22 protein-coding genes are annotated in these 23,333 nt (G+C 58.4%); 13 read left to right on the top strand and 9 right to left on the bottom strand.

The window, feature by feature from the left end; genetic code table 11:
• Positions 1–11: 11 nt before the first annotated feature.
• The 4 genes from MWU38_RS02630 to MWU38_RS02615 all read right to left on the bottom strand — a co-directional run bounded on the left by MWU38_RS02630 (position 12) and on the right by MWU38_RS02615 (position 5,660).
• Positions 12–3,437 (bottom strand): AAA family ATPase, encoded by a 3,426-nt coding sequence (locus MWU38_RS02630; RefSeq protein ID WP_247270277.1) that lies wholly within the window; start codon positions 3,435–3,437, stop codon positions 12–14.
• A gap of 21 nt (positions 3,438–3,458) precedes the next feature.
• Positions 3,459–4,202, bottom strand: coding sequence for a thioredoxin domain-containing protein (locus tag MWU38_RS02625; protein WP_247270276.1), 744 nt, complete (start codon positions 4,200–4,202; stop codon positions 3,459–3,461).
• A gap of 136 nt (positions 4,203–4,338) precedes the next feature.
• On the bottom strand, positions 4,339–5,106 hold the full coding sequence (locus tag MWU38_RS02620) for a thioredoxin domain-containing protein (protein WP_247270275.1): 768 nt from the start codon (positions 5,104–5,106) through the stop codon (positions 4,339–4,341).
• Positions 5,103–5,660, bottom strand: a complete 558-nt coding sequence (locus MWU38_RS02615) for a DciA family protein (RefSeq protein WP_247270274.1) — start codon at positions 5,658–5,660, stop codon at positions 5,103–5,105. The genes MWU38_RS02620 and MWU38_RS02615 overlap by 4 nt, the downstream gene beginning before the upstream one ends.
• A gap of 29 nt (positions 5,661–5,689) precedes the next feature.
• Between MWU38_RS02615 and MWU38_RS02610 the strand changes: the two genes are divergently transcribed.
• The gene (locus MWU38_RS02610; RefSeq protein ID WP_247270273.1) at positions 5,690–6,733 is read left to right on the top strand and encodes an A/G-specific adenine glycosylase; all 1,044 of its coding nucleotides are present in this window, start codon (positions 5,690–5,692) and stop codon (positions 6,731–6,733) included.
• Here the strand turns inward: MWU38_RS02610 and MWU38_RS02605 are convergent.
• On the bottom strand, positions 6,730–6,951 hold the full coding sequence (locus MWU38_RS02605) for a hypothetical protein (protein ID WP_247270272.1): 222 nt from the start codon (positions 6,949–6,951) through the stop codon (positions 6,730–6,732). The genes MWU38_RS02610 and MWU38_RS02605 overlap by 4 nt on opposite strands.
• A 134-nt stretch (positions 6,952–7,085) precedes the next feature.
• Between MWU38_RS02605 and MWU38_RS02600 the strand changes: the two genes are divergently transcribed.
• The 7 genes from MWU38_RS02600 to MWU38_RS02570 all read left to right on the top strand — a co-directional run bounded on the left by MWU38_RS02600 (position 7,086) and on the right by MWU38_RS02570 (position 12,697).
• A complete protein-coding gene (locus tag MWU38_RS02600; RefSeq protein WP_247270271.1) occupies positions 7,086–8,408 on the top strand; it encodes a serine hydrolase domain-containing protein in 1,323 nt (440 codons plus the stop codon).
• Entirely contained in the window at positions 8,408–9,298 is an 891-nt protein-coding gene (nudC, locus tag MWU38_RS02595; RefSeq protein WP_247270270.1) for an NAD(+) diphosphatase, read from the top strand. The genes MWU38_RS02600 and nudC overlap by 1 nt, the downstream gene beginning before the upstream one ends.
• Positions 9,295–9,987, top strand: a complete 693-nt coding sequence (locus MWU38_RS02590; protein WP_247270269.1) for a DsbA family oxidoreductase — start codon at positions 9,295–9,297, stop codon at positions 9,985–9,987. Before nudC ends, MWU38_RS02590 begins: the two co-directional genes overlap by 4 nt.
• 163 nt (positions 9,988–10,150) lie before the next feature.
• Positions 10,151–11,029: a DUF1295 domain-containing protein gene (locus tag MWU38_RS02585; protein ID WP_247270268.1), complete on the top strand. Its 879-nt coding sequence runs from the start codon at positions 10,151–10,153 to the stop codon at positions 11,027–11,029.
• A 73-nt stretch (positions 11,030–11,102) separates the two neighbouring features.
• Complete coding sequence (locus tag MWU38_RS02580) at positions 11,103–11,627, top strand: cytochrome c (protein WP_247270267.1); 525 nt, start codon at positions 11,103–11,105, stop codon at positions 11,625–11,627.
• Positions 11,628–11,647: 20 nt separating this feature from the next.
• Positions 11,648–12,313: a cytochrome b/b6 domain-containing protein gene (locus MWU38_RS02575; protein WP_247270266.1), complete on the top strand. Its 666-nt coding sequence runs from the start codon at positions 11,648–11,650 to the stop codon at positions 12,311–12,313.
• Positions 12,314–12,499: 186 nt separating this feature from the next.
• Positions 12,500–12,697, top strand: a complete 198-nt coding sequence (locus MWU38_RS02570) for a Flp family type IVb pilin (RefSeq protein ID WP_348646859.1) — start codon at positions 12,500–12,502, stop codon at positions 12,695–12,697.
• Positions 12,698–12,791: 94 nt separating this feature from the next.
• Here MWU38_RS02570 and MWU38_RS02565 read toward each other — a convergent pair whose 3' ends face one another.
• From MWU38_RS02565 to mgtE, 3 genes are read right to left on the bottom strand one after another with little or no spacing between them, the layout of a single operon-like run.
• On the bottom strand, positions 12,792–13,184 hold the full coding sequence (locus tag MWU38_RS02565; protein ID WP_247270264.1) for a DUF1489 domain-containing protein: 393 nt from the start codon (positions 13,182–13,184) through the stop codon (positions 12,792–12,794).
• A 10-nt stretch (positions 13,185–13,194) separates the two neighbouring features.
• Complete coding sequence (locus MWU38_RS02560) at positions 13,195–13,551, bottom strand: hypothetical protein (protein WP_247270263.1); 357 nt, start codon at positions 13,549–13,551, stop codon at positions 13,195–13,197.
• Between the two features lie 45 nt (positions 13,552–13,596).
• The gene (gene mgtE, locus MWU38_RS02555) at positions 13,597–15,045 is read right to left on the bottom strand and encodes a magnesium transporter (protein ID WP_247271227.1); all 1,449 of its coding nucleotides are present in this window, start codon (positions 15,043–15,045) and stop codon (positions 13,597–13,599) included.
• 99 nt (positions 15,046–15,144) lie between these two features.
• On the opposite strand from mgtE, the gene MWU38_RS02550 reads away from it, so the two are divergent.
• The 4 genes from MWU38_RS02550 (at position 15,145) to MWU38_RS02535 (ending at position 19,469) form a co-directional block, all read left to right on the top strand.
• The gene (locus tag MWU38_RS02550; RefSeq protein WP_247270262.1) at positions 15,145–15,606 is read left to right on the top strand and encodes a peptidylprolyl isomerase; all 462 of its coding nucleotides are present in this window, start codon (positions 15,145–15,147) and stop codon (positions 15,604–15,606) included.
• Positions 15,607–15,881: 275 nt separating this feature from the next.
• Positions 15,882–16,904 (top strand): hypothetical protein, encoded by a 1,023-nt coding sequence (locus tag MWU38_RS02545; protein ID WP_247270261.1) that lies wholly within the window; start codon positions 15,882–15,884, stop codon positions 16,902–16,904.
• A gap of 35 nt (positions 16,905–16,939) precedes the next feature.
• Positions 16,940–18,277 carry a tRNA (N6-isopentenyl adenosine(37)-C2)-methylthiotransferase MiaB gene (miaB, locus tag MWU38_RS02540; protein ID WP_247270260.1) on the top strand — a complete coding sequence of 446 codons (1,338 nt, stop codon included), beginning with the start codon at positions 16,940–16,942 and terminating at the stop codon, positions 18,275–18,277.
• A 124-nt stretch (positions 18,278–18,401) separates the two neighbouring features.
• Positions 18,402–19,469 carry a PhoH family protein gene (locus MWU38_RS02535; protein WP_247270259.1) on the top strand — a complete coding sequence of 356 codons (1,068 nt, stop codon included), beginning with the start codon at positions 18,402–18,404 and terminating at the stop codon, positions 19,467–19,469.
• On the opposite strand, the gene MWU38_RS02530 is transcribed toward MWU38_RS02535, so the two are convergent.
• The gene (locus tag MWU38_RS02530) at positions 19,451–19,843 is read right to left on the bottom strand and encodes a hypothetical protein (protein WP_247270258.1); all 393 of its coding nucleotides are present in this window, start codon (positions 19,841–19,843) and stop codon (positions 19,451–19,453) included. The two genes, MWU38_RS02535 and MWU38_RS02530, sit on opposite strands and share 19 nt — an antisense overlap.
• Before the next feature lie 671 nt (positions 19,844–20,514).
• On the opposite strand from MWU38_RS02530, the gene MWU38_RS02525 reads away from it, so the two are divergent.
• Entirely contained in the window at positions 20,515–23,277 is a 2,763-nt protein-coding gene (locus MWU38_RS02525) for a bifunctional aconitate hydratase 2/2-methylisocitrate dehydratase (RefSeq protein WP_247270257.1), read from the top strand.
• The last annotated feature ends 56 nt before the right edge of the window (positions 23,278–23,333 follow it).

Below are 23,333 nucleotides of genomic sequence, written 5' to 3'. Positions count from 1 at the left end.
GGGTTGCGCAGTTATTCCGCTGCCATCAATTCCGCTTCGCCAAGATCAACACTCACAAGGCGCGAGACGCCTTTTTCCGCCATTGTCACCCCGAACAATCGGTGCATGCGGCTCATTGTCACTGCATTGTGGGTGACAATAAGATAGCGCGTGTTGGTCGTCTCGACCATGGATTCCAGCAGATCGCAGAAGCGTTCGACATTCGCATCGTCCAATGGCGCGTCGACCTCATCCAGCACGCAAATCGGCGCTGGATTGGTCAGGAAGAGTCCAAAGATCAGCGCGGTTGCGGTAAGCGCCTGCTCGCCGCCCGACAGGAGCGAGAGGCTCTGCAATTTCTTGCCCGGTGGCTGGGCATAGATTTCAAGACCCGCTTCGAGCGGATCGTCGCTATCGACAAGCGCAAGATGCGCCTGCCCCCCTTGAAAAAGCCGCGTGAACAATACGCGGAAGTGGCCGTCGACCTCTTCAAACGCTGCACGCAGCCGTTCGCGGCCTTCGCGGTTGAGATTGCCGATGGATGCGCGCAGACGTCCGACCGCTTCGACAAGCTCGGCCTGTTCGGATGCGCTTGAGCCGTGTTCTTCCTCGATCCGCGCAAGTTCCTCGGCAGCGACAAGATTGACCGGCCCGATGCGTTCGCGGGCAGCGGTGAGGCGGTCCATTTCCTCGCTTTCGGTCGCGGCAGGTTGGACGCTTTCTTCGTCAAATTCAAAGCGTTCGGACAAAAGCGGAGGCGGGCACTGGAATTTCTCGCCCGATATGCGCGCCATTTCAGAGCGGCGTTGTTCCTCGTTTTCGGCTCTTGCCGCAAGGGTCGCGCGCCCTTCTCGAGCCACCGCCAAGGCTTCCTGAGCCTGCGCAAGCTCGCGGTCGCAATCGGCAATCGCGGCCTGCCGGCTCTCCATCACTGCTTGGGCGGATTGGAGTTGTTCCGACAGGCGCGCAGCGATCGTCTCGCCCTGCTCGATCTCGGCCAACAGCGAGGCGGGTTTTGCCGCCATGACCTTGTGTTCGGCCTCGATCTCTTCGAGGCGATAATTCGCGTCGGCCACGCGCTTGGTCGCCTCGCCAGAGCGGGCTTGCCAATTGGTGCGGTCCGCTTGTTGCGCGGCCAAACGCTCGCGTGCCACGGCAAGCCCTTGGTCGTGGGCCGCAAGCTCTGCCATGGCGGCCTGCACGGCTGATTTCGCCGCCTCGTGCTTTGCCCGCGCTGCTTCCAGTGCGGCTCTGCCAGTGTCGGGCGAGGGTAGCGAAGCGCGCGCTTCTTTTGCCGCGTTCACTTCGTCCTTGGCGCTGGCGAGCTGTTCGCCAAGATCGCTAGCCGACTGGCTCAGCTCCTCAAGCCGTGCGGCATTGCGTTCGAGCGCCGCTTCGGCCTGATCGAGGCTGCGTAAGGCGGACCGTTCTGCTTCAATCGCGCTCGCGATCTCACGTTCCTGTGCCACCAGAGACGTTTGCAATGCCGAAAGCTCTTCGCGCGCGGCCGCCTCTTGGATGCCCGCATTTTCCACCGCTTCGCGCAAAGGCGGCAGCAGGCCTTCCAACTCGTCTAGCCGATTGGCGGCCTCCAACCGTGCGGCTTCGGCAGAGCCTTCCCCGCGCGCAACAAAGCCATCCCAACGGCGCAGATGCCCTGCTTTGGTTACGAGCCATTCGCCGGGCTTAAGTGTGCGGCCATCGTCGCTGTCGGCGACATGGACAAGGGCAAGCCTTGCGCGCAATTCCTCGGGGCAATCGCTGATAAATTCGAGCAGGCTGTCCGGCACAGGTGAAGGCCCCTCGGCGCCTCCGCTCCAGAACCGCCCATCCGGGTTGTCCTCCGGCAGGCCCAGCGGCGATTTTGCATCGCGGCCCAGAACGGCGGCGATTGCGCGCTCATAGCCGGGCGCAATACGGACCTTGTCGAGTGCTGCGGGTAATCCTGCACGCCCTTTTTCGCGTTTTGTCCGCGCATCACGGTCGCGCACAAGGGCCAGATATTCACGCTCGATCCCGGCGAGTTCTGCCTTTGCACTGGCAAGCGCAGTCGAGGCCTCATCGCGCGCGGTTTGTAGCTCGGTCTTGCGTGCGCGCTCTTCTTCGAGCTTCGTGCGCAGACGCGCCACGTCAGCCGCTGCCTCGTCTGCAGCCTCGCGTGCGGTGGCCACAGCCGTTTTCAGGTCGCCGCTATCCGCAAGCTCGGCCCGCACCGCCGCGATACGTTCGACCTCGCGCTCAACTCGCGAAAGGCGCGTTTCTGCCTGCTCAATCGCGGCCTCCGCCACCCGCCATTCGGCCTCAACGCCTGCGTGATCAGCAGTTGCCTTCGCCAGAGCGAGCTCAGCGCCCCGGCTTGCGCGCTCTGTATCCTCGCTTCGGTTGGCAAGTGCAGGGCGATCAGCCTCGGCTTTGGCAAAAGTCGCTTGGCTCGCCTCCACCTCGCGCTCCAGGCGGGTCAGGGCCTCTGCGGCGTCCTTAGTCAGACGGTCTGCGTCCTTGCGGTCTTCCTCAAGCCGGGTGTTCTGGCGCTCCAGATCCTTCAGCCGCGTTTCCGCCGCTTCAAGCTTTTCGGAAAGAGCCGCCATACGGTGGCCATGCGCGCTTGCATCGTCACGGCGGTCGGCCAATTCCTCACGCGCTTCGGCCAGCTGCTCGGCCGCTTCGGCCTGTTGTTTCTGAGCTTGCGTCGCCGCTGTTTGCGCAAGTGTCACCTTGTCTTCGGCTGCTTGCGCCGCGTCGCGGGCCTCTTTTGCGGCATAAGACGCATCGCGCCAACGGGCAAAGACAACCCGCGCCTCGGCGTGACTGATCTGCTCGGTCAGCTTGGTGTATCGCTCGGCCTGCTTCGCCTGCCGCCTGAGTGAACCCATTTGCGAATCGAGATTCGCCATGAGGTCTTCGAGCCGCTCGAGGTTTTTCTCGGTTGAGCGCAGCTTGCTTTCGGCATCCTTGCGCCGCACGTGGAGCCCCGCAATTCCGGCGGCCTCTTCCAGCATCATGCGACGCTGGGCCGGCTTCGCGGCGATTACCTGAGCGATCTTGCCCTGGCTCACCAGAGCTGGCGAATGCGCGCCCGTTGCAGCATCGGCAAAGGTGAGGGCCACGTCTTTGGCCCGCACATCGCGGCCATTAACGCGATAGGCAGAGCCAGCGCCGCGCTCGATCCGGCGTGTGACGACGAGTTCTTCGCCTTTGTCATCGGTGGCATGAAGCACAACCTCGGCAAAGGCGCGCTGCGGCCTTGTGTCGGTCCCGGCGAAGATCACATCTTCCATGCCGCCAGAGCGCATGGACTTGGCCGAGGTTTCCCCCATGACCCAGCGGATCGCCTCAAGCACGTTGGATTTTCCGCAACCGTTTGGCCCCACAACCCCGGTGAGGCCGGGTTCAATGCGCAGTTCAGCCGGCTCTACAAAGCTTTTAAAGCCTGAAACTTTGAGCCGGTTGATCTGCATGGGCGGTCTTGCTGCGTCCTCTTACTCTTGACGCGCACCGGCGCGTTGAAGAGCGGCCTCGACATCGTTCCATCCAATGGCATCAAGTTTGTTACCATTGAGGATGAAGGTCGGCGTCGAAGTGATATTGAGTTCGCTCGCCTGTGCCGAAGAATTGTCTGCGATCGCTTCAATCTTGGCCGTGTCGGCAAGGCAGGCGCGCTGCTGATCGGCGGAAAGTCCGCGCGCGGCGAAAAAGTCGATCAAGCCCGCAGCCTGAGCGATCCCGATGAAGCGTTGGTCAACGGGAGCTTGTCCCGCTGCTTCGTAAGCGGCGGAATTCTGCTGAACGTTCTCGAAAATCTGCGGGAGGTATCTCCATGCCTCATCCGAGAGAACCTGCATGTTCTCATTTGCACCGCAACGAACGAGGGTGGCAACCGCAAGGTCGATCGGGTCGCGGACAAGGTTGCGTTGTTCGAAGCTGACGACGCCAGTTTCGACATATTCCTTGATGCCGGGCTTGGCCGATGCCGAAAAACTCGCACAGCCGCCGCATGTGTGCGAGGCGTATTCAACCAGCTTGATCGGCGCATCGGGATTGCCGAGGATATAACCGTCGCTTTCGCTGATTGTGACTGTGTCTGTCCAATTGGCGCCTTCAGGCGCTTCGATCGGATCGATTGCATCGCCTTGCACCTCACCATCGGCATCACCGCCGCAAGCGGCAAGCACGAGCGCCAGTGGAGCAGCGAGAGCGAATTTTAAAGAATTGCGAACGGTCATGGCTATCAAGAATCCTTCGATCTAAGCAAAAAGACTATACGTGGGAGCGTTGGCACGGGAAGGGAAAATGCCCGGTGCCTGTGCACAAATGTGTCGATTATGTGGGAATAGCCTGTGTCGGCCCCTGATTTGCCCCTTATTGAGACGAGTTTTCGGGTTTGAAACGTTCCGCGATCACGGGGTAAAGCGTCGCCCAGCTGTACACGTCAGGCAATCGCTCGCCATCGAGGGAAAAGCTTGGCGTTGAAGTGACTGCAAACTGGGTGCGATCCGCGGCGCTGTTTTCGACCAGCTTTTGCGCGGCTGCGTCATCGCTTAGACAGGTGGAAATATCCATGCGCGATACGCCGCGATTGGCGAGCATATCGTCAAATCCCAGCGCCGCTACCATACTCAGCCGCGCCGATTTGCTTCCCGAAGACCAGCTCGCTTTCTGGGTTTGCGGCGCGCTGTGCACTTTGGGCAGCCATGTGCGCTGTCCCATCATGAACATGCGGTGGCGCTCTTTGAAGTCCTCTTCTCCGCCGCATTGAACGAGCATGGAGACGGTAAGGTCAATTGCATTGCGGATAACGGGGCGGACTTCGACGTTCATGTGGCCCGGGGCAAGCAGCGCCAGATCCAGCGCCCCTTCGCCCTCACGCGCGAAGTTGGCGCAAGCGGGGCAAGTGTAGCTGATCCATTCGATCAGCGAGGCTTCGGCTTTCGGGTTGCCGATCATGTAACCGCGCTCGGTCTTCTCAACCTCGGCGTGCCACGAAGCGCGGCGTTTATCGACCATGAACGCGGAAGGCGGGTCCTTCAGCTGGTTTTCCGATTCCTGCGTTTGCGCCGATGCCGGTGTTGCCAGCGAAAGGCCAAGGGCGCTGGCTGTCGCAAGGCTCAAGAATGTGAGGGTTTTCATCTCTCTTGGTCGTCTTTCTTCTCTTCATCACCGAGGCTGCGCGCGAGCGATTCCAAGACGGTACGCAGTTCCGGATCGCCAATATCGCGAAGGCTATCGCCCAATTCCATTGGAATGGGTTTGAGCGTCGGCGGTGGTTTAGGGCGGTTGTTGCCCGGTGGAGGCTTAACCTCGCCTTGCCGGATTTTTGCACGCGCAACGGCTTTATAGCCAAAGAAGCGGTTCACCCGCTCGATAATCTCAGGGAGCACTTGCTGGATCAGCGGCGCGTGCGCGGGTTTGACCACCAGTTGCAGGATGCCTTCGGACTTTTCGCCCGGCGGGAAACGGATCGCTTCGGGCGCGCAAATCAGCGAATGCGTCGGACCGACAATCTCGGGCCAGCGGGTGACAACCGAGCTTTGCACAAAGCCAAAGCGGCGAAAGGCGGTGCGGCCAATATCTGGCATGAGATCGCCAATTGCCTTGGCACCGCGACCCCTTGGCCTTTCATAAGGCTTGCCCGCCTTGGGGCTGCGCTTTTTCGGTGTCTTTTTCTCGGTACCTGTTCCCATGGTGCAATAGCCCATGCCATAGGCGGGGCGTGACCGCCACCATCTCTGAGACACTTTTGGACTGGTACGACCGCAACGCGCGCTCTCTGCCCTGGCGGGTGCCGCCAAAAGAGCCGCGCCCCAATGATCCTGCATACCCTTATCGCGTGTGGCTGTCAGAGGTGATGTTGCAGCAGACAACCGTTGCGGCGGTGAAGCCTTATTTTGCAAAGTTCACTGAAATCTGGCCCACGGTTTTCGATCTGGCCAAGGCGCCAGAAGACGACGTCATGGCGGCGTGGGCGGGGCTGGGGTACTACAGCCGCGCTCGCAATCTGGTGAAATGTGCGCGCGTTGTGGCGCAGCTTGGCGGCTTTCCTGAAACCGAGGCGGAGCTTTTGAAATTGCCGGGGCTGGGGGCTTACACGGCGGCGGCGATTGTCAGCATTGCCTTTGGACAAAGGGCGGTGGTGGTCGATGCCAATGTCGAGCGGGTCGTCTCTCGGCTGTTTAATATCGAACAGCCGCTTCCCGCTGCTCGCAAAACCATCCGCGAGAAAGCCGATGCGATCACGCCCGATGCGCGCGCGGGCGATTTTGCGCAGAGCATGATGGATCTGGGCTCGCAGGTCTGCACCAGCAAAGCGCCGCGCTGCCTGCTTTGTCCCCTGTCCGATTTGTGCGAGGGGAGGGCGGCCGGAGAGCCCGAGCGCCTGCCCGTCAAGCCACCCAAAAAAGCCAAGCCCGAGCGCAAAGGCCGCGCGTTCTGGATCGAGCGCGAGCGACCTGAAGGCCGATGTGTCTGGCTCGTCAAACGGCTCGGGACCGGGATGCTGGGCGGCATGCGCAGCCTTCCTGACGACGGATGGAGCGCGCGAGAAGATGGCTCTGGAAAGGCGCCGGTCGAAGGCGAAACCGCGGATCTGGGCGCGGTGCGACACACCTTCACTCACGCACATTTGACGCTCGAAGTAATAGCGATTGACGGGGCGGAGATGCCTCAAGGCATGGGCGAATGGTGGCCTATCGAGACTGTTGAGGAAGCGGGGCTTCCTACCCTCTTTGCCAAGGCCGCGCGGCTAGCGCTTAACTAGATAAATCCGCCACCAAGCATCAGGCGCACCGCCGCGATCAGGAATACGATCAGACAGAAATTGCGCCCGCCATTGCTCGACGAAAGCGCGCCCAAGACGATCCCGATCACGATCACCGGCATGGCGATCCAATTGCCCCATCCAAGGAAGGGAATAGTCGATGGTATGACGATCAAAAGGCTAATTAGCCCGAAGAGAAAGCTGAGGATATTGAACATGTGTGTTATATGGCTATGACACCTTAAATTTGCAAGAGTGAACTGGGTTCTAAATGACAACGCAATTGACGGTTCAGCCTTGCTCCCCCATTGATCGCCAAAAGACAAAGTCCACGCATATCGGAGAGTGACACTTGGAAAACCGCAAGCTTATTGACCCCGTTCTGTCCCGACGCGCACTGTTTCGCACGGCCGCATATGGAGCAGGTATTGGCGCCCTTGGAAGCCTGCCGTTTGGCCGCGAGTTGCTTGCGCATAATGTCGAGGAAAGTTGGCCCAACGTGGCTGCGCTTGCCGAAAAATATGTGAGCGAGCGCAAGGTTGCGAACCTTTACGCGACCTTTGGTTGGGGGCAGCAAGACCACGCGCACCATGTTGGCGGGGGCACTCTGGCGCTCAATTCCGACACGCAGGTCAATGAAGACACGCTCTATCGCATTTACTCGATGACCAAGCCCATCACCGGGATGGCGGCGATGATCCTGATCGACGAGGGCGTGCTTGAGCTTGACCAGCCGATCCATGAGATATTGCCCGCGTTCAAGGATATGATGGTGCAGGTCGAATATGACGGCGCGATCACCGAGGACAATCTGGAGCCTGCAAAACGCCACATCACTGTGCGCCATTTGCTCACCCACACGGCAGGCATCGGCTATGGCATTATCCAGAAGGGGCCGATCACTGATGCCTATAACGAGGCAGGTCTTATTGCAGGCCGGGTAACCCGCCTGCCTATTCCCGGCATTTTCCGAGGCGAGGCAGTAGGAAGCCTGGAGGCATTTGCCGATGGATTGGCCAAGATGCCGCTCGTGCTACAGCCGGGCGAGAAGTTCTCTTATTCGATGAGCCTCGACCTTCTGGGCCGCGTGATCGAAGTCGCCTCGGGCATGCCATTCGCGCAATTCCTGTCCGAGCGAATCTTTGAGCCGTGCATGATGGAAAGTACCTATTTTACTGTGCCGTCGAGCCAGGTGGCGCGCCTCACCGACAATTACGGCATTCTCCAGGGTAACCCCCTTCCGATTGATATGGGCTCAAGCTCGATCTACCTCGACAAAGCGCCATTCCCCGCTGGCGGCGCAGGCCTTGTCAGTTCGCCAAGGGACTATGACCGTTTCCTTCGTATGTTGCTTGGCTACGGCAAATTGGGCGAAACCCGCGTGATCAGCGAGACAGCCGTCCGTCAGGGTGTTTCCAACCTCTTCCCCGAGACCGTCGATCTCGCCGGCACGTGGATGGAAGGACAGGGCCACGGCGCTGGTGGACGTTCGGTCAATGGAACTTTCGGCTGGGGCGGGGCTGCTGGCACACTTGCAGCCGTGGACTACAAACTAGGTCTGCGCGCTGCATTGTTCACCCAATATATGCCCAGCGATGCTTACCCCATCCGCGATGAATATATGGCGGCGCTCGAAGCTGACATTTCGGCGATGCGCGTCAAGAAAGCGGCCTGATGGTTCAACCATTGCCGATTGCCTTTTCAGGCTCTCCGCTCGACCGCGCGGACAATATCCGTGCCGACCGTGAGGCGCTTGGTGCGCTCATGAACTGGAAGGCAAAGTTTCTGATGCTCGACCAGCTCATGCCGCTGCTGGACGATGCGGGGCGGCTTGCCTGGGGAACTCTGGCCGATGCGCCGGAGGATGCGGAGCTCGTTTTCCTTGGAATTGACCGGGCGGACGGCGGAGAGAAGGCGTGTTTTGCAGCCGTTCCCGCTGAAGGCGACGCCGCACCGCGCATGGCGAACCCGCGCCTCTGGGCGCTCATGGCGAACCTCGATCCGGGCGATCTGGCGTTATACGGCGGCGCAAGGAGCCTGATCGACTGGCATGCGCGCCACCGCCATTGCGCCCAATGCGGCGCGAAGACCGAGATCGCCAAAGGCGGCTGGCAGAGGAATTGCCCGTCCTGTGGTGCACAGCATTTCCCTCGCACCGACCCTGTCACCATCATGCTTGCCGAATACCAGGGCAAGCTGATGCTCGGGCGCGGGCTGGGGTGGCCCGAGGGACGTTTTTCGGCGCTGGCTGGCTTTGTCGAGCCGGGCGAAACCATCGAAGAGGCGGTTGCACGCGAGGTTTTCGAAGAGTCGGGTGTTCGTGTGCGCGACGTCGAATATGTCGCAAGCCAGCCTTGGCCATTCCCGAGCCAATTGATGATCGCCTGTCATTCCTATGCCGATGATGATGCGCTTGTAATTGATGAAACGGAGATGGCCGAAATCAATTGGTACACCCGCGAAGAAGTGGCGAGTTCTCTCAATGGCGATGGTCCATTCGCCGCCCCGCCGCCCCATGCTATTGCGTTTAATCTGATGAAGTGGTGGCTGGAGAAAAAGGCATGAGCGCGCCCGAAAAGCTGACAATCGACATCTATTCCGACGTGATGTGTCCGTGGTGCCTTATCGGATACGGGCAATTGCAACAGGCATTGGGCAAGCTTGATGGAGAGGTGGAAGCTCAGATCCGGTGGCGTCCATTTGAACTTAATCCGGACATGCCATCTGAAGGCGAGGAGCAAGAGGCACACCTGAAACGCAAATATGGCCGCTCAGCCGAGGAAGGCGCGGCAGTGCGTGGACAGATGAAAGCTATCGCTGAAGAAGCGGGCGTATCGCTCGTTTATCAGGGTGATCAGAACCCCGCACCGCCAGCGATGATGTGGAACACGAGGGAGTGCCATTGCCTGCTCGCCTTTGCACTTGAAGAGGCGGGGCCACAGGTTCAAACCGCGCTTAAGCTGGCTTTGTTCAAGGCCCACTTCCACGAGCGCCGCGACCTCTCCGACCGCGAAGTCCTGCTTGAAATCGCGGCTGGCGTCGGCCTGCACAAACTGGCTGCGAAAGCTGCGCTTGATGATCCGGAAATCAATGCCCGCGTCGAAGCGGAGGAGCGCCAGGCATGGGAACACAATATCTCTGGCGTCCCCGCGATGATCATCAATGGCAAATTCATGGTGCCCGGTGCGCAGGGGCCTGACACCTATGTCAATGTGCTGAGACGGGTGGTCGAAAAATCAAGGACCGCCGCTTGAGGTCTGGCAACGATAAGTGGCGGCATCGGAACGAATAGATGTGCTGCGCGCTTCTAACTCTGACACGCCCGTGCGATGAGATGAGGCGTGAAATTTGATATTCGCCCGTTAATCGCCAAGACAAAGGCAGGCGGGGTTAGATAAGAAAAGCAGGGGGTTAGCTATGGGAAAAAGTCTGGGCGTGGTGGTAATCGTTGCCGCCCTCATATTGGCCTTTTCATGGTATGCGGGCGCGAACAGTGTTCCATTATTCGGGCTCAAGGCGATGTTTGTCGCAGGGCTTTGGGCGCTTGCCCTTAACTGGCTTGCATTTATCCCCTCAGCCATCGCGCAGAGCGACAAATTCTACGATACCATGGGTGCGATCACCTATTTCACGGTGACATTGCTGAGCGTTTACGCCGCCTTTGCCTACCACGGCGATCTCGACACGCGCAGTCTCGTGGTTGCCGCAATGGTCGTCGTATGGTGCATCAGGCTTGGCACATTCCTCTTTATCCGCATCAAGAACAGCGGCGGCTCTGACAGCCGGTTTGAGAAGATCAAAACGAAGCCAGCCCGCTTCCTTGCTGCCTGGACGCTTCAGGCTCTTTGGGTGGTCTTCACCGCCTCGGCCGCGATTGTGGTTATCACTGCTGAAAGTCGTGAACCGATCGGCGCGTTTTTCTTCATCGGCTCTGCGATCTGGCTGTTTGGTTTCGTGTTTGAAAGCGTTGCCGATGCACAAAAGAGTGCGTTCAAAAACGACCCGCAGAACGAAGGCGACTTCATCGACGTGGGGCTTTGGAAATGGAGCCGCCATCCCAACTATTTTGGCGAGATCACCTTGTGGACCGGCATCCTTGTGATTGCCATCCCGGTTTTGTCCGGACCCTCATGGCTCGCCGTGATTTCACCGATCTTTGTTTACATCCTCCTCACCCGGATCAGCGGGATCAATCTGCAGGAAGAGCAAGCGAAGGAGCGTTGGGGCGATGATCCCGAATATCAGAAATACCGCGAGAATACGCCCGTGTTGTTTCCAAAGCCGCCATCGGATTAAAACATGATTTGCGATTTCAAGAGATTGCGATAGACCTTTCGCCAAGGGATCGTCAGTGAACAAGGAGAGCCTCATGGCCCGAATGCCCCTCAAGTTTTCGTCTGCACCGTCCGTTTTCGCCGCTGTTTCTGCATTCGCCCTGCTATCTGCCTGTAGCGGCGGGGCTGGCGATGCGGGTGATGAAACCGCTGCGCCGGCTGGTGATGCGCCAGCCGAAATCGCTGAGCGTCAGGACAATTTCGAGGCCATTGGCGACAGTTTCAAAGCTGTGCGTGAACAGCTTGAAGCAGACAGCCCAGATATGGCTATCATTCAAACCAGCGCGGCTGAAATCAATGAACGACTGAAGCGCCTGCCCGGCCTTTTCCCCGATGGGACAAGCATGGAAGCGGGTTATGACACCGAGGCGCTCGCAGCGATCTGGGAAGATCCGCAAGGCTTCGATGAAGCAATCCAGAACGCGATCGCCGCGTCAGAGGATTTGATGGCAGCGGCCGAAACCGGAGACCCGGAGGCGGTTGGCGGTCAGGTTGGCAATCTTGGCACAAACGGCTGCAAGGCGTGCCACGACAAATACCGCGTCGACGACGACGCCTGAGTTAGCTGGGGCCAGCGGTGGTGGCGACACATTCGGTAAAGATCTGGGATTGGCCAGTGCGTTTGACGCATTGGTCGTTCGTCCTGCTTCTGCCCGCCATGTGGGTCACCGCCGAAAATTCGCAATGGGGCACGCATATGCGATTGGGTCATGTGCTTCTGGCCCTTATCCTCTTTCGCATTCTATGGGGCTTTGTCGGCACGAGAACCGCGCGTTTCACAAGCTTTGTCAAAGGGCCGGGCGCCGTTCTCAGCTATCTGCGCGGCGAGTTTCCGCATAAGCAGCATAAGGGCCACACGCCGCTTGGCGCATTGGCGGTTTTAGCCCTTCTAGGCCTAACCCTGGCGCAAGTGTCGATGGGGCTTTTTGCAGGCGATCCTTTTGACGGCGCGACCGGGCCACTGAACCCGCTCGTCGGCGTCGCGAACGCTGATTTCCTGACCGATACGCACAAATGGTTTTACTGGGTGGTATTCGGCATGATTGGCCTGCACATCACCGCAGTTGGTTTTTACGGCGCTCTGCAGGCGCAAAACCTGATTGGTCCGATGGTCGCGGGATCGGGCGAGAAGGCGATGAACGTCGAGGATAACTCGCCGACACAATGGGTAAGGGCGCTCGCCTGTCTCATAGTGGCGACAGGAATCACTTTCTGGATTTATTCCGGCGCACCACCGCTCACATAAGGCATAGGAAAAACTGGCGCCAAGCGAGCACTCGCCAGCCTTCGTTGCGCGCCTTACGTATTTAACCGTAGGTCGGAAATTCGCGCACTTCACCAGCTTGGTGAGCATTGTGTCAGGGCGCGGTGCCTAGTGACAATCGCCATGACACATCACATTCTTGCTACGCTCCAAAGAGCACCCCGAGCCTTGTCCCTCCTACTGCGCGATGAGCGAGGTTCAGCGGCAATTGAATACGGGCTTATGGCGGCATTGATCGCTGTGGCCGCCATTCAGGCGCTGTCCTCGTTAGGGGTCACGACTGCGGCGACCTTCGCCTCGGCTGAGGAAGCCATGGCCGGTGACGCTGATCGCGAAGTCACGCCGATCTTGCCTCGAAATCCTTGATAGCTTTTTTGCACATACGGAAGCCGTCGAAGGTTTCCAGTTTCTGGTGACGGGCCCCTCGCGCGCTAGGAGAGTTCTGGCGCGGGGAGGGCCCTTAAACCAGACCCAGTTTTTCAAGCTTTGCTGCAAGCTTGCCGGGGAGCGCGTCGCCAATGTCCTCGCCCTCCTCTAGATCGCGCGGGGGCTCACCCTTGAGATAGCGCCACCCCTGATGGGCGCGCTTTGGTCGAGGTTCAACGCGAACGAGTTCGGGTTTGAGTTCAATCAGCCAACGCCCGCTGTCGGTTTGCGAAAAGCCAAGGATTTCCGAGCGCGCGACAATAGAATGTTGGTGGATCCAATAAAGCGATCCGCCGATGCATTGCTCCCACTTGGTCGGGCGATACTTGGTCGTAAGATAGGGCGCGCGGGTTCCTCCGCGATACCAGCTTTCAAGCTCGGCGTAGCTCTGCGCTCCATAGGCAATTTTCGTGAGGTGAAGGGGCACTATTCAGAACTTAGTCTTCAGATGACGAGTATTTTTGAGATGTCTTTTCAACCTCGTCTGCAATTTTCCTTAGCAATTCCGGCAAGTGAGCTACCGAGGCTGCATCTATTCTATAGTATTCTTTATCTGACCCGTCAGCCGCTACGACAGTATTTAAGTGAAAGGTGTTCGAGAATTTGATGCCGTCTAATTCAGAGTGAGCGGTGATCATTCGACTCACTTCAAAATGAGACGGAATACCAGGCCTTGCATCGGTATTGATTGTTACGTTGCCATTGACCTCGCGTGATGCTGGTCGCGGCTCCACACCGTGATCAAACATTACGCTCCCGTGACGAGTAATTACTTCGTTTACTTCTAGTGCCATCAAAGCCTCCTTCGTGAAGACATTGCCATGACTCTACTGAGCAATTCAACCCAGCGGGGCCAATCCAGCCACAACTGCGAGGCCCAAAAAGGCGAAGAAACCCATCGAGTCCGTGATCATGGTGACAAATACGCTCGAGGCGACGGCAGGGTCTTGTCCCAACCGCTCAAAAGTCACAGGCACAAGCACGCCTGCAAGGCCGGAAATGGCGATATTGATCACCATAGCGATCGCGATCACAACGCCCATTTCAGGGCTGAACAAAATGCCAGCGGCAATCCCGATAAGCACCGCGACCGTGGCGCCATTGAGGAGCGCCACGCGAAGTTCGCGCCAGACAATGCGCCAGGTGTTCGCGCGCGTCAGCTGGTTGGTTGCAATCGCGCGTACGGCAACGGCCATCGTCTGCGTGCCGGCATTGCCGCCGATGCTCGCCACAATGGGCATCAGCACTGCGAGCGCGACCAATTGCTCAATCGCCGCACCGAAAAAGGCGATGATGGCGCTGGCGACGACTGCCGTTCCAAGGTTGGCGACAAGCCAGCGCACGCGGCTGGAATACGCTTCCTTGATTGGCTCGTTGATATCACCATCACCCGCACCTGAAAGAAGCAGAGCGTCCTCGCCCGCCTCTTCGGAGATGATGTGCACAACATCGTCCACCGTCATCTGACCCACCAGACGCCCGCTTTCATCCACTACGGCGGCAGAGATGAGCGCGTATTTCTGGAACATCAGCGCCACTTCTTCCTGATCGGTGTTGACCGGGATCAGCGTCTGGTCGCGCTTCATCACATCGACAAGCTTGATGGTGCGGGGTGTCGTCAAAATCCAGTTGAGCGCGCAGGTGCCAACCGGATGATGCGACGCATCGACTACAAACACTTCGTAAAAATCATGCTCCAGATCGCCTTCTTCGCGAAGGTAATCAATGAGGTCGCCCACCGTCAGATGCTCTGGCACCGCCATCACATGGCGGTTCATCAATCGCCCGGCGGTCTCCTCTGGATAGGAAAGCGCGCTTTCGACCGCCGCCTGTGTCTCAGGCTCAAGTTCGTCGATGATCGCTCGTCGGTCGTCTTCGTCGAGGTCTTCGAGCAATTGGACCGCGTCATCGGTCTCCATCTGCTCCGTGATGGTGGCAACGTCTTGCGGGGCGAGCGCCTCCATCATCAATTCGCGCACGTGATCGTTGAGCTCTGCCACCACCTCGGGCGACATGAGGTCAGTGATTGCTGCGGCGAGGTTTGAGCGATCCTCTTCTTCGGTCAGTTCGAGAAGGTCGGCAATATCCGCAGGGTGGAGCGGTTCGACGAGGTCGTACACCGCATTGGTGTCTCCCTCGCTCAAGGCCTCCTTGACCGCACTCACATAGGAGCGTTTTAGGCGGTTTTCCTCATCGTGGCGCTCATCATCGATCCGGTCGTCCGGGCGCACCGTTTCCTCAACGTCAGACGCCATGCGGATTTCATCGAGAGAAGAGGGATCGACCATAAATGACGGGTTTAGAAGCGGCTTCACGAAAAGCAACCGGGTGACAGCTGCGCATCACCTGCTAAAGAGCCTTTCAAACATTCAGGAGATTTTTTGAAAATGGCCGATAAACTGACTTTCACGCTCGATACAGGCGATGGCGAGGGAAAGGATGTTGTGATCAAGCTGCGTCCTGATCTGGCACCGGGCCACGTTGAGCGCATCACCGAGCTTGCCAGCGAAGGCTTCTACGATGGCGTTGTCTTCCACCGCGTGATCCCAGGTTTCATGGCGCAGGGCGGCGACCCGACCGGCACTGGCATGGGCGGCTCGGAAAAGCCAGACCTCAAGGCCGAGTTCAACTCTGAGCCGCACGTCGAAGGCACCTGCTCGATGGCGCGTTCGCAAATGCCTGACAGTGCAAACTCGCAATTCTTTATCTGCTTCGAAGACGCGCACTTCCTCGATGGCCAATACACCGTGTGGGGCAATGTCGAGAGCGGCATGGAACATGTCCACGCCCTGCCAAAGGGCGAGCCACCTGCGAGCCCCGGCAAGATCGTGAAGGCGACTGTGGGCTAGACCACTATGGACTGGCTGGTAGGCATAGGATCGTTTTTCGCTTTCCTGACCTTAGGTGGTTGGCTTGGTGGATGGCTCGCCCGGAAGAGGAGTGGGGGACGCATAGTTCTTTTTTTCACTTTTGGGTTTTGGGCACTTTTTATCCTTTACTGGAACATGAGGCTGGTCGCGGGCCCGAATGAAAGCTGGGAGAGCGGCGCCGCAACGATAGTTGGGTCGCTGGTTCTTGTCGTGGGCGGCTTTTACTTTGCGGTCATGAATATTGGGATGGTTCTATGGTTCGGCTGGAAACGCTGGCGTGGAGCAGGAGAAGTGGCGGATTGATCAGAGGGCTTTCACTCGCGCTGCTCCTTACCCTCTCCGCCTGCGCCTCCTATCCCGACATCTCCCAATCACGCAGCCCATGCCGGATGGAGCCGGGTGGGTGGTGCGAATTCGTGCGCGAAGGGGCGGTGAGAGCCTACCCTTACGCCATTACCTCGCTTCAGACTTATGAGGCGGATGAAGACATTTATGCCTTTCCCCCCGAATGGCTAGTCAAGCTTGATCCTCCCGAAGAATGGGAAACGAACCCGCCGATTGACGCTGAAGAGAGGGAGAAAACCGGCTTCCACTACACAGTATGGGAACGGTACAGACCCGGTGTGCCGGTTGCGCAGCAGGCGCGTCCGCTCGAACGGATACTGTCTTTTCGCGGGACGGATTCGGCTGGCAATGGGATCGTGCGGGACATCTTCTACGGTTCGCTCTCCGACGATCAGGCAAAGCTTGCGATGCAGGCGTTTGATGCTGAAGCTGCGCGCTTTTCCGATGATGTGCCGTGGGTGGTGACAGGCCATTCATTGGGCGGGGCGCTAGCGACGGAGGTGTCTGTCAAATCCAGCGACGTGACCGCATTCATGTTCAACTCCTCACCCTTTTACTCGGGCGAGGCCGATGAAAATGCCGACAAACGCACCGTGTTCAACGAGCGCGGTGAGGGGCTGCGCTATCCCGCGCGCTACAAGCCGGAGCCTGCAGGCGAAGTCTTCACGCTCAACTGCAGCCCCGGCGTTAATGCCGCGACCAAGCACAAGATGCGAAGGCTTGCCGATTGTCTCATCTGGATCGCAGCGTATGCCGATCGTGAGGCGGGCAGATTGATCGAAGCGCACAAGGACGAAGACCCTTATGCCATCAAGCGCCCTATCGTCGAATGCAGGCGCGAAAACGATGAGCATCCCGGTGTGATGACGCGCGAGGATTTCCCTTGCGAGCACATCGCACGCCCGTCTGACGAAGAAGACGACAACAATTGATGTTGTGCCCCGCCTAAGCTAGGGGCGCGCACATCATGAAATCGCAAACTCCTTCCCTAAAAACCGGGCCAAAGACCTACAGGGTCAAGTCCTTTGGCTGTCAGATGAACGTCTATGATGGCGAGCGCATGGGCGAACTTCTCGACGAGAAAGGCCTTTCGCCTGCACCCGACGGCGAGGATGCGGATCTGGTGGTGCTCAACACGTGTCACATCCGCGAGAAGGCGGCGGAGAAGATTTACTCCGACATTGGCCGGCTGACCAAAGGCAAAACGCAAAAGAAGGCACCGATGATTGCGGTCGCTGGCTGCGTGGCTCAGGCAGAGGGCGAAGAGATCATGTCGCGCGCGCCCGCGGTTTCCATGGTCGTGGGCCCGCAAGCCTATCACCGCCTGCCTGATATGCTGGACAAAGCGGTAAGGGGTGAGCGGGCGACCGATACGGATATGCCGGCAATCGCGAAGTTCGGCGCGCTGCCACAGCGCAAGCGCCGCTCTCCAACCGCTTTTTTGACAGTTCAGGAAGGGTGCGACAAATTCTGCACCTATTGTGTTGTTCCCTACACCCGCGGCGCGGAGATTTCGCGACCTTTCAATGACTTGATTGGCGAAGCTCGCAAACTCATCGAGGCAGGGGCACGTGAAATCACGCTGCTTGGGCAGAACGTCAATGCTTGGTCCGGCGAAGACACAAAGGGACACAAAGTGGGTCTAGCGGGACTGATACGCGCGCTTGCAAAGCTCGATGGGGTTGAGCGTATCCGCTACACCACTTCGCATCCCAACGACATGGAAGACGATCTTATCGCGGCCCACGGCGAGGTTGAAAAGCTCATGCCGTATCTGCATCTGCCCGTGCAATCGGGTAATGATCGCGTGCTGAAAGCGATGAACCGCGCGCACACCGCGGAAAGTTATCTCAAACTCCTGGAACGGTTTCGCGAGGCGCGGCCTGATATTGCGCTTTCGGGCGATTTTATCGTTGGCTTCCCCGGCGAGACCGAGGCAGAGTTCGAGGACACTCTCTCCCTTGTGGACGAGGTGCGGTACTCTCAGGCGTTCAGCTTCAAATATTCCCCGCGCCCTGGCACACCGGCGGCCACGATGGACAATCAATTGCCGCGCGATGTGATGGATGATCGCCTTCAACGCCTGCAAGCCCGCCTTAACCGCGACCAGATGGCGTTCAACAAGGCGATTGAGGGCAAGAGTTGCTCCGTATTGGTCGAGCGCAAAGGCAAGCTTGCGAGCCAGTGGCTGGGCAAATCACCCTGGCTCACCAGCGTGTGGTTTGAAGGCGACGCGCAGATCGGTGATCTGGTTGAGGTCAAGCTGGTTGAAGCCGGCCCCAACTCCGTGCGCGGCGTCATTTGAAGTCAGTCCCGTTACTTTCCCCAGCTCGGGTGAGGGCTGCAACTTGCCAAGCGTCAAAAGCGGCTTACCTTGACGACTCGTAAAGGCCGCTTTTTTCATGAGTGGTCCAACCGCAAAGGACCCTATGGGACGCAGACCCACAGCGAACCCCGCTGGCGCAATCGATCCTTCCGTTGTGCCTGCCGCTATAAATTCGGACGATGCGCTTCGCACGCGCGGGCGATCGACTCACGGAAAAGCAACCGCCGAGCTTTCCTTTGAGAACCAGTCACTATTGGGCACGCTTTTCGGGCAATTCGATGCCAATCTGGTGCAGGTTGAGAACCGGCTGAACGTCTATATTCACGCACGCGGTGATCAGGTCCTGATCGAAGGCACCGAAGACGCCGTGGCGCGGGCGCGCGATACTCTGATGACGATGTATGACCGTCTCGCCATGGGTCAGGATCTGGACGCTGGCGCCATTGAATCGCTGATCGCCATGTCGAACGAGCCCACTTTGGAAGGGATCATCAGCGGCGATAAGAATGAGCCGCCCATCATGATCCGCACGCGGCGCAAGACTATTGTCCCGCGCTCTGCCACGCAGATCACCTATATGCGCAGTCTTGCACGCGATGACATCATCTTCGCGCTTGGCCCGGCTGGAACAGGTAAGACATATCTCGCGGTTGCGCAGGCGGTTAGCCAGCTGATGACCGGAAGCGTCCAGCGGCTGATCCTGTCGCGTCCGGCGGTGGAAGCGGGCGAGAAGTTGGGATTCCTGCCTGGTGATATGAAAGACAAGGTCGATCCCTATCTTCGCCCGCTGTACGATGCGCTTTACGATTGCATGCCGCCAGAACAAGTGGAGCGCCGGATCGAAAGCGGAGAGATCGAGATTGCGCCGATTGCTTTCATGCGCGGACGGACTTTGGCCGACGCATTTGTGATTTTGGACGAGGCGCAGAACACCACGCGTGAACAGATGAAGATGTTCCTGACCCGCTTCGGGCAAAACTCGCGCATGGTCATATGCGGCGACCCGCGTCAGGTTGATATTCCGGGCGGCGACCGCATGAGCGGCCTTGCTGACGCGGTCGAGAAGCTCGAAGGGGTCGATGGCTTTGGCACGATCCGCTTCGGTGCAGGCGATGTGGTCCGTCACCCGATCGTCGGGCGCATCGTAGAGGCTTACGAAGGCGAGGGCTGATACTTTCCCTTCTCGCGACGCGAGATCTGTTGGAGATATCGGGTCATGGACGAACGCCCTTCGAACGTGAGGCGGACAAACACTTCGTCGGGATTGTCCTCGTCGCGATAGGCAAAGACCATTTGCCTGCTCTCAAGCTTTTCTAGCCAGCGCAGCGCCTGTCTCGCAGGTATCTTCGATGTAATCGAAAGGTTTTCGATCTTGGCGCCTTTGCCCTTTGCCTGGGCGATGAATAAGAGAAGGAGGATATCCCAAGCGGGTTCACCGAACAAATCATGCAAAGGGAAATGATCGCTGCGCGACTGGCGCTCTTCAAACAGCCGGCGGGCAGTGCGAATGATGGCATTTTGATCAATTGCTGACGATCGCAGCACAGTGTCTCGACCCATCGGGATGACCTCTCACTTGCTAGACTTTTCGTAGCTCCCGGCCAATTGGCTGAAAACTATCCCATCCACTAAGAAATCGCAGTCGCGGTCGACATGGCTCTCCGGCGCGCCTTTAGGATACCAACAAGCGAACACTCCGAGTGGTTCCGATCTTGATGGGCGTCAAAGCGGTCGAGCCTAAGGATGGTGAGGGTCGCTGGCATTTTGAGGCGGTGAGCATTCATAATTGCAAGATTGCTGGCCCGTTCAAACTCGCGCCCGATCAAAGGTGCCGGTTCGATTTTTGGACAGCAGGATTGCCACAGGGCGAACAGGGCTGAACGCGGCGTATTCGCAATGACATTGTTGCACGAACCGCAGTTTATGGCTTTTTCCTCGTGCGCCGTCAGATGATGTGGGGAATCTGCGCTCTCAAATGCGTGGGCCAAAGCGAACCGTAGCGGCAGGCATCATTTGGTCATTGGGAGCACACGACTTTAGCGCGCAAGGGACAAGGGCGAACGGTTGATATTGCCCTTGCGCCAGAGGGAAGTCTCTAATACGCGCAGCAGCGCATGGAGCGCGCAGCAACGCCGGGCCTGATCCATACAATCGGCCCCGTTGCGCTATGCCCGCTGATGGCACGGGACCACACAAGGCAATTTTTGGGATCTGACATGAGTCTATACGACGACTACCTCGCCGAAATCGCAAACCGACACACTCAAGGCCTCTCGCCAAAGCCCATCGACGATGGTGCGCTGATCGTAGAGCTGATTGCGCTTATTGAGGACACGGGCAATGCGAACCGCGAGGACGCGCTTAAATTCTTCATTTACAACACGCTTCCCGGCACGACCAGCGCAGCTGGCGTCAAAGCGGCGTTTTTGAAAGAGATCATTCTTGGCAAGGCGAGCGTCGCCGAAATTTCGCCAGAGTTCGCGTTTGAGCTTCTTTCCCACATGAAGGGCGGTCCTTCGGTGGAGGTGCTGCTCGATCTGGCACTCGGCCAGGATGCGCAAATTGCCGCGAAAGCTGCAGAAGTCCTGAAGACTCAGGTGTTTCTCTACGATGCCGACACCGCTCGTCTGGGCAAGGCGTATGAAGACGGCAATGCGGTCGCGAGAGAAATTCTTCAAAGCTATGCCAAGGCAGAGTTTTTCACCAAGCTTCCTGACATCGAGGAAGAGATCAAGGTCGTCACATACATCGCTGGCGAAGGCGATATCTCGACCGACCTTCTGTCACCGGGCAACCAGGCTCACTCACGCTCGGACCGTGAGCTGCACGGCAAATGCATGATTACGCCAGAAGCACAGGCTGAGATCACGGCGCTCAAGGAGAAGCACCCCGATGCGCGTGTGATGCTGATCGCTGAAAAAGGCACCATGGGCGTCGGCTCAAGCCGGATGTCGGGCGTCAACAATGTTGCGCTTTGGGCGGGCAAGCAGGCAAGCCCTTATGTGCCATTTGTGAATATCGCACCGGTAGTAGCGGGCACCAATGGTATCTCGCCAATCTTTCTCACCACGGTGGGCGTGACCGGCGGCATCGGCCTCGACCTTAAAAACTGGGTCAAAAAGACTGACGAGAACGGCGAAGTCGTCAAGGATGGCTATGGCGATCCAATGCTCGAGCAGGCTTACTCGGTTGAAACCGGCAAGGTGCTGACGATCAACACCCGTGAGAAGAAGCTTTACGAAGGCGATACTGAACTCGCCGATGTCTCCAGCGCATTCACCGCGCAGAAGATGGAGTTCATGAAGGCTGGCGGCTCTTACGCGGTGGTCTTTGGCAAGAAGCTCCAAAGCTTTGCTCAGACGACGCTCGGCCTTCCGCTGGAATCTGCCTACGCGCCTAATCGTGAAATCAGCCATGAGGGGCAGGGCCTCAGCGCGGTTGAGAAGATCTTCAACCGCAACGCGCTTGGCACTGAGCCGGGCAAGGTCCTGCACGCAGGCTCAGACGTTCGCGTGGGCGTGAACATTGTCGGCTCGCAAGACACGACCGGCCTTATGACCGCGCAGGAGCTTGAGGCTATGGCGGCGACCGTCATCGCTCCAACCGTGGACGGCGCGTATCAATCGGGCTGCCACACGGCGTCGGTCTGGGATGCGAAGGCGCAGACCAACATTCCCAAGCTCATGAGTTTCATGAACAAGTTTGGCCTGATCACTGCGCGCGATCCGGAGGGCGATTATCCTGCCCTTACCGATGTGATCCACAAGGTGCTGAATGATCTCACGGTTGATGACCGCGATATCATCGTTGGCGGCGACAGCCACACGCGCATGTCCAAGGGCGTCGCCTTTGGCGCGGATTCGGGCACGGTGGCGCTGGCGCTGGCAACGGGTGAGGCGACGATGCCGATCCCTGAAAGCGTCAAGGTGACCTTTAAGGGCACGCTCAAGGACCACATGGATTTCCGCGATGTCGTTCACGCGACGCAGGCCCAGATGCTCAAGCAATTTGGCGACAATGTCTTCCAGGGCCGCGTGATCGAGGTCCACATCGGGACGCTTCTTGCTGACCAGGCCTTCACTTTCACCGACTGGACCGCGGAGATGAAAGCGAAAGCCTCGATCTGCATCTCTGAGGATGAAACGCTCATCGAATCTCTCGAGATCGCCAAGTCGCGCATCCAGATCATGATCGACAAGGGTATGGACAATGCAAAAGGCGTGCTCGCTGGCCTCATTGCAAAGGCCGACAAGCGGATTGCCGAAATCCGGTCGGGTGAAGTGCCTGCGCTTCGCCCCGATCCGAACGCGAAATACGCGGCCGAAGTGGTGGTCGACCTCGACATCATCGCCGAGCCAATGATCGCCGACCCGGATGTCAACAATAACGACATTTCAAAGCGTTATACCCACGACACCATTCGTCCTATCTCCTACTACGGCGGAGAGAAGAAGGTGGACCTTGGTTTCATCGGCTCGTGCATGGTGCACAAGGGGGATATGAAGATCCTGTCCGAAATGCTCCAGAACATGGAAAAGAAGAACGGCAAGGTCGAGTTCAAGGCTCCGCTCGTCGTCGCGCCTCCAACCTACAACATCGTCGATGAGTTGAAGGCAGAGGGCGATTGGGACGTGCTTGCCAAATACGCAGGCTTCGAGTTTGACGACACCAATCCCAAAAACGCCGCGCGCACCGATTATGAGAACATGCTCTACCTTGAGCGTCCGGGCTGTAACCTTTGCATGGGCAACCAGGAGAAGGCTGCGAAGGGCGACACGGTGATGGCGACCTCAACAAGGCTTTTCCAAGGCCGCGTGGTCGAAGACGCAGCCGATAAGAAAGGGGAAAGCCTGCTTTCCTCGACCCCGGTGGTGGTGCTTTCAACGATCCTTGGCCGCACGCCAACGATCGATGAGTACACCGCCGCAGTCGAAGGCATAAACCTCACCAGCTACGCGCCGCCAAGCCAAGGCTTCTAAGTTACGGTTTTGACACGTCGATGATAACGAGCGGGCGGGGATGAAAATCACCGCCC

This window comes from Qipengyuania sp. S6317L1 (genome assembly GCF_023015615.1).
GTDB lineage: Bacteria > Pseudomonadota > Alphaproteobacteria > Sphingomonadales > Sphingomonadaceae > Erythrobacter.
Note: the sequence above shows the minus strand (reverse complement) of the source record. Positions and strands in the feature narration are given on the sequence as shown.

Excerpts from the sequence above, each read along its gene's own strand:
- MWU38_RS02620 (WP_247270275.1), bottom strand. The coding sequence starts at position 5,106 with ATGAAAACCCTCACATTCTTGAGCCTTGCGACAGCCAGCGCCCTTGGC.
- MWU38_RS02630 (WP_247270277.1), bottom strand. The coding sequence starts at position 3,437 with ATGCAGATCAACCGGCTCAAAGTTTCAGGCTTTAAAAGCTTTGTAGAG.
- MWU38_RS02525 (WP_247270257.1), top strand. The coding sequence starts at position 20,515 with ATGAGTCTATACGACGACTACCTCGCCGAAATCGCAAACCGACACACT.
- miaB (WP_247270260.1), top strand. The coding sequence starts at position 16,940 with ATGAAATCGCAAACTCCTTCCCTAAAAACCGGGCCAAAGACCTACAGG.
- MWU38_RS02560 (WP_247270263.1), bottom strand. The coding sequence starts at position 13,551 with ATGGCACTAGAAGTAAACGAAGTAATTACTCGTCACGGGAGCGTAATG.
- MWU38_RS02550 (WP_247270262.1), top strand. The coding sequence starts at position 15,145 with ATGGCCGATAAACTGACTTTCACGCTCGATACAGGCGATGGCGAGGGA.
- mgtE (WP_247271227.1), bottom strand. The coding sequence starts at position 15,045 with ATGGTCGATCCCTCTTCTCTCGATGAAATCCGCATGGCGTCTGACGTT.
- MWU38_RS02625 (WP_247270276.1), bottom strand. The coding sequence starts at position 4,202 with ATGACCGTTCGCAATTCTTTAAAATTCGCTCTCGCTGCTCCACTGGCG.
- MWU38_RS02590 (WP_247270269.1), top strand. The coding sequence starts at position 9,295 with ATGAGCGCGCCCGAAAAGCTGACAATCGACATCTATTCCGACGTGATG.
- MWU38_RS02580 (WP_247270267.1), top strand. The coding sequence starts at position 11,103 with ATGGCCCGAATGCCCCTCAAGTTTTCGTCTGCACCGTCCGTTTTCGCC.
- MWU38_RS02545 (WP_247270261.1), top strand. The coding sequence starts at position 15,882 with ATGGTTCGGCTGGAAACGCTGGCGTGGAGCAGGAGAAGTGGCGGATTG.
- MWU38_RS02535 (WP_247270259.1), top strand. The coding sequence starts at position 18,402 with ATGGGACGCAGACCCACAGCGAACCCCGCTGGCGCAATCGATCCTTCC.
- MWU38_RS02585 (WP_247270268.1), top strand. The coding sequence starts at position 10,151 with ATGGGAAAAAGTCTGGGCGTGGTGGTAATCGTTGCCGCCCTCATATTG.
- MWU38_RS02615 (WP_247270274.1), bottom strand. The coding sequence starts at position 5,660 with ATGGGAACAGGTACCGAGAAAAAGACACCGAAAAAGCGCAGCCCCAAG.
- nudC (WP_247270270.1), top strand. The coding sequence starts at position 8,408 with ATGGTTCAACCATTGCCGATTGCCTTTTCAGGCTCTCCGCTCGACCGC.
- MWU38_RS02605 (WP_247270272.1), bottom strand. The coding sequence starts at position 6,951 with ATGTTCAATATCCTCAGCTTTCTCTTCGGGCTAATTAGCCTTTTGATC.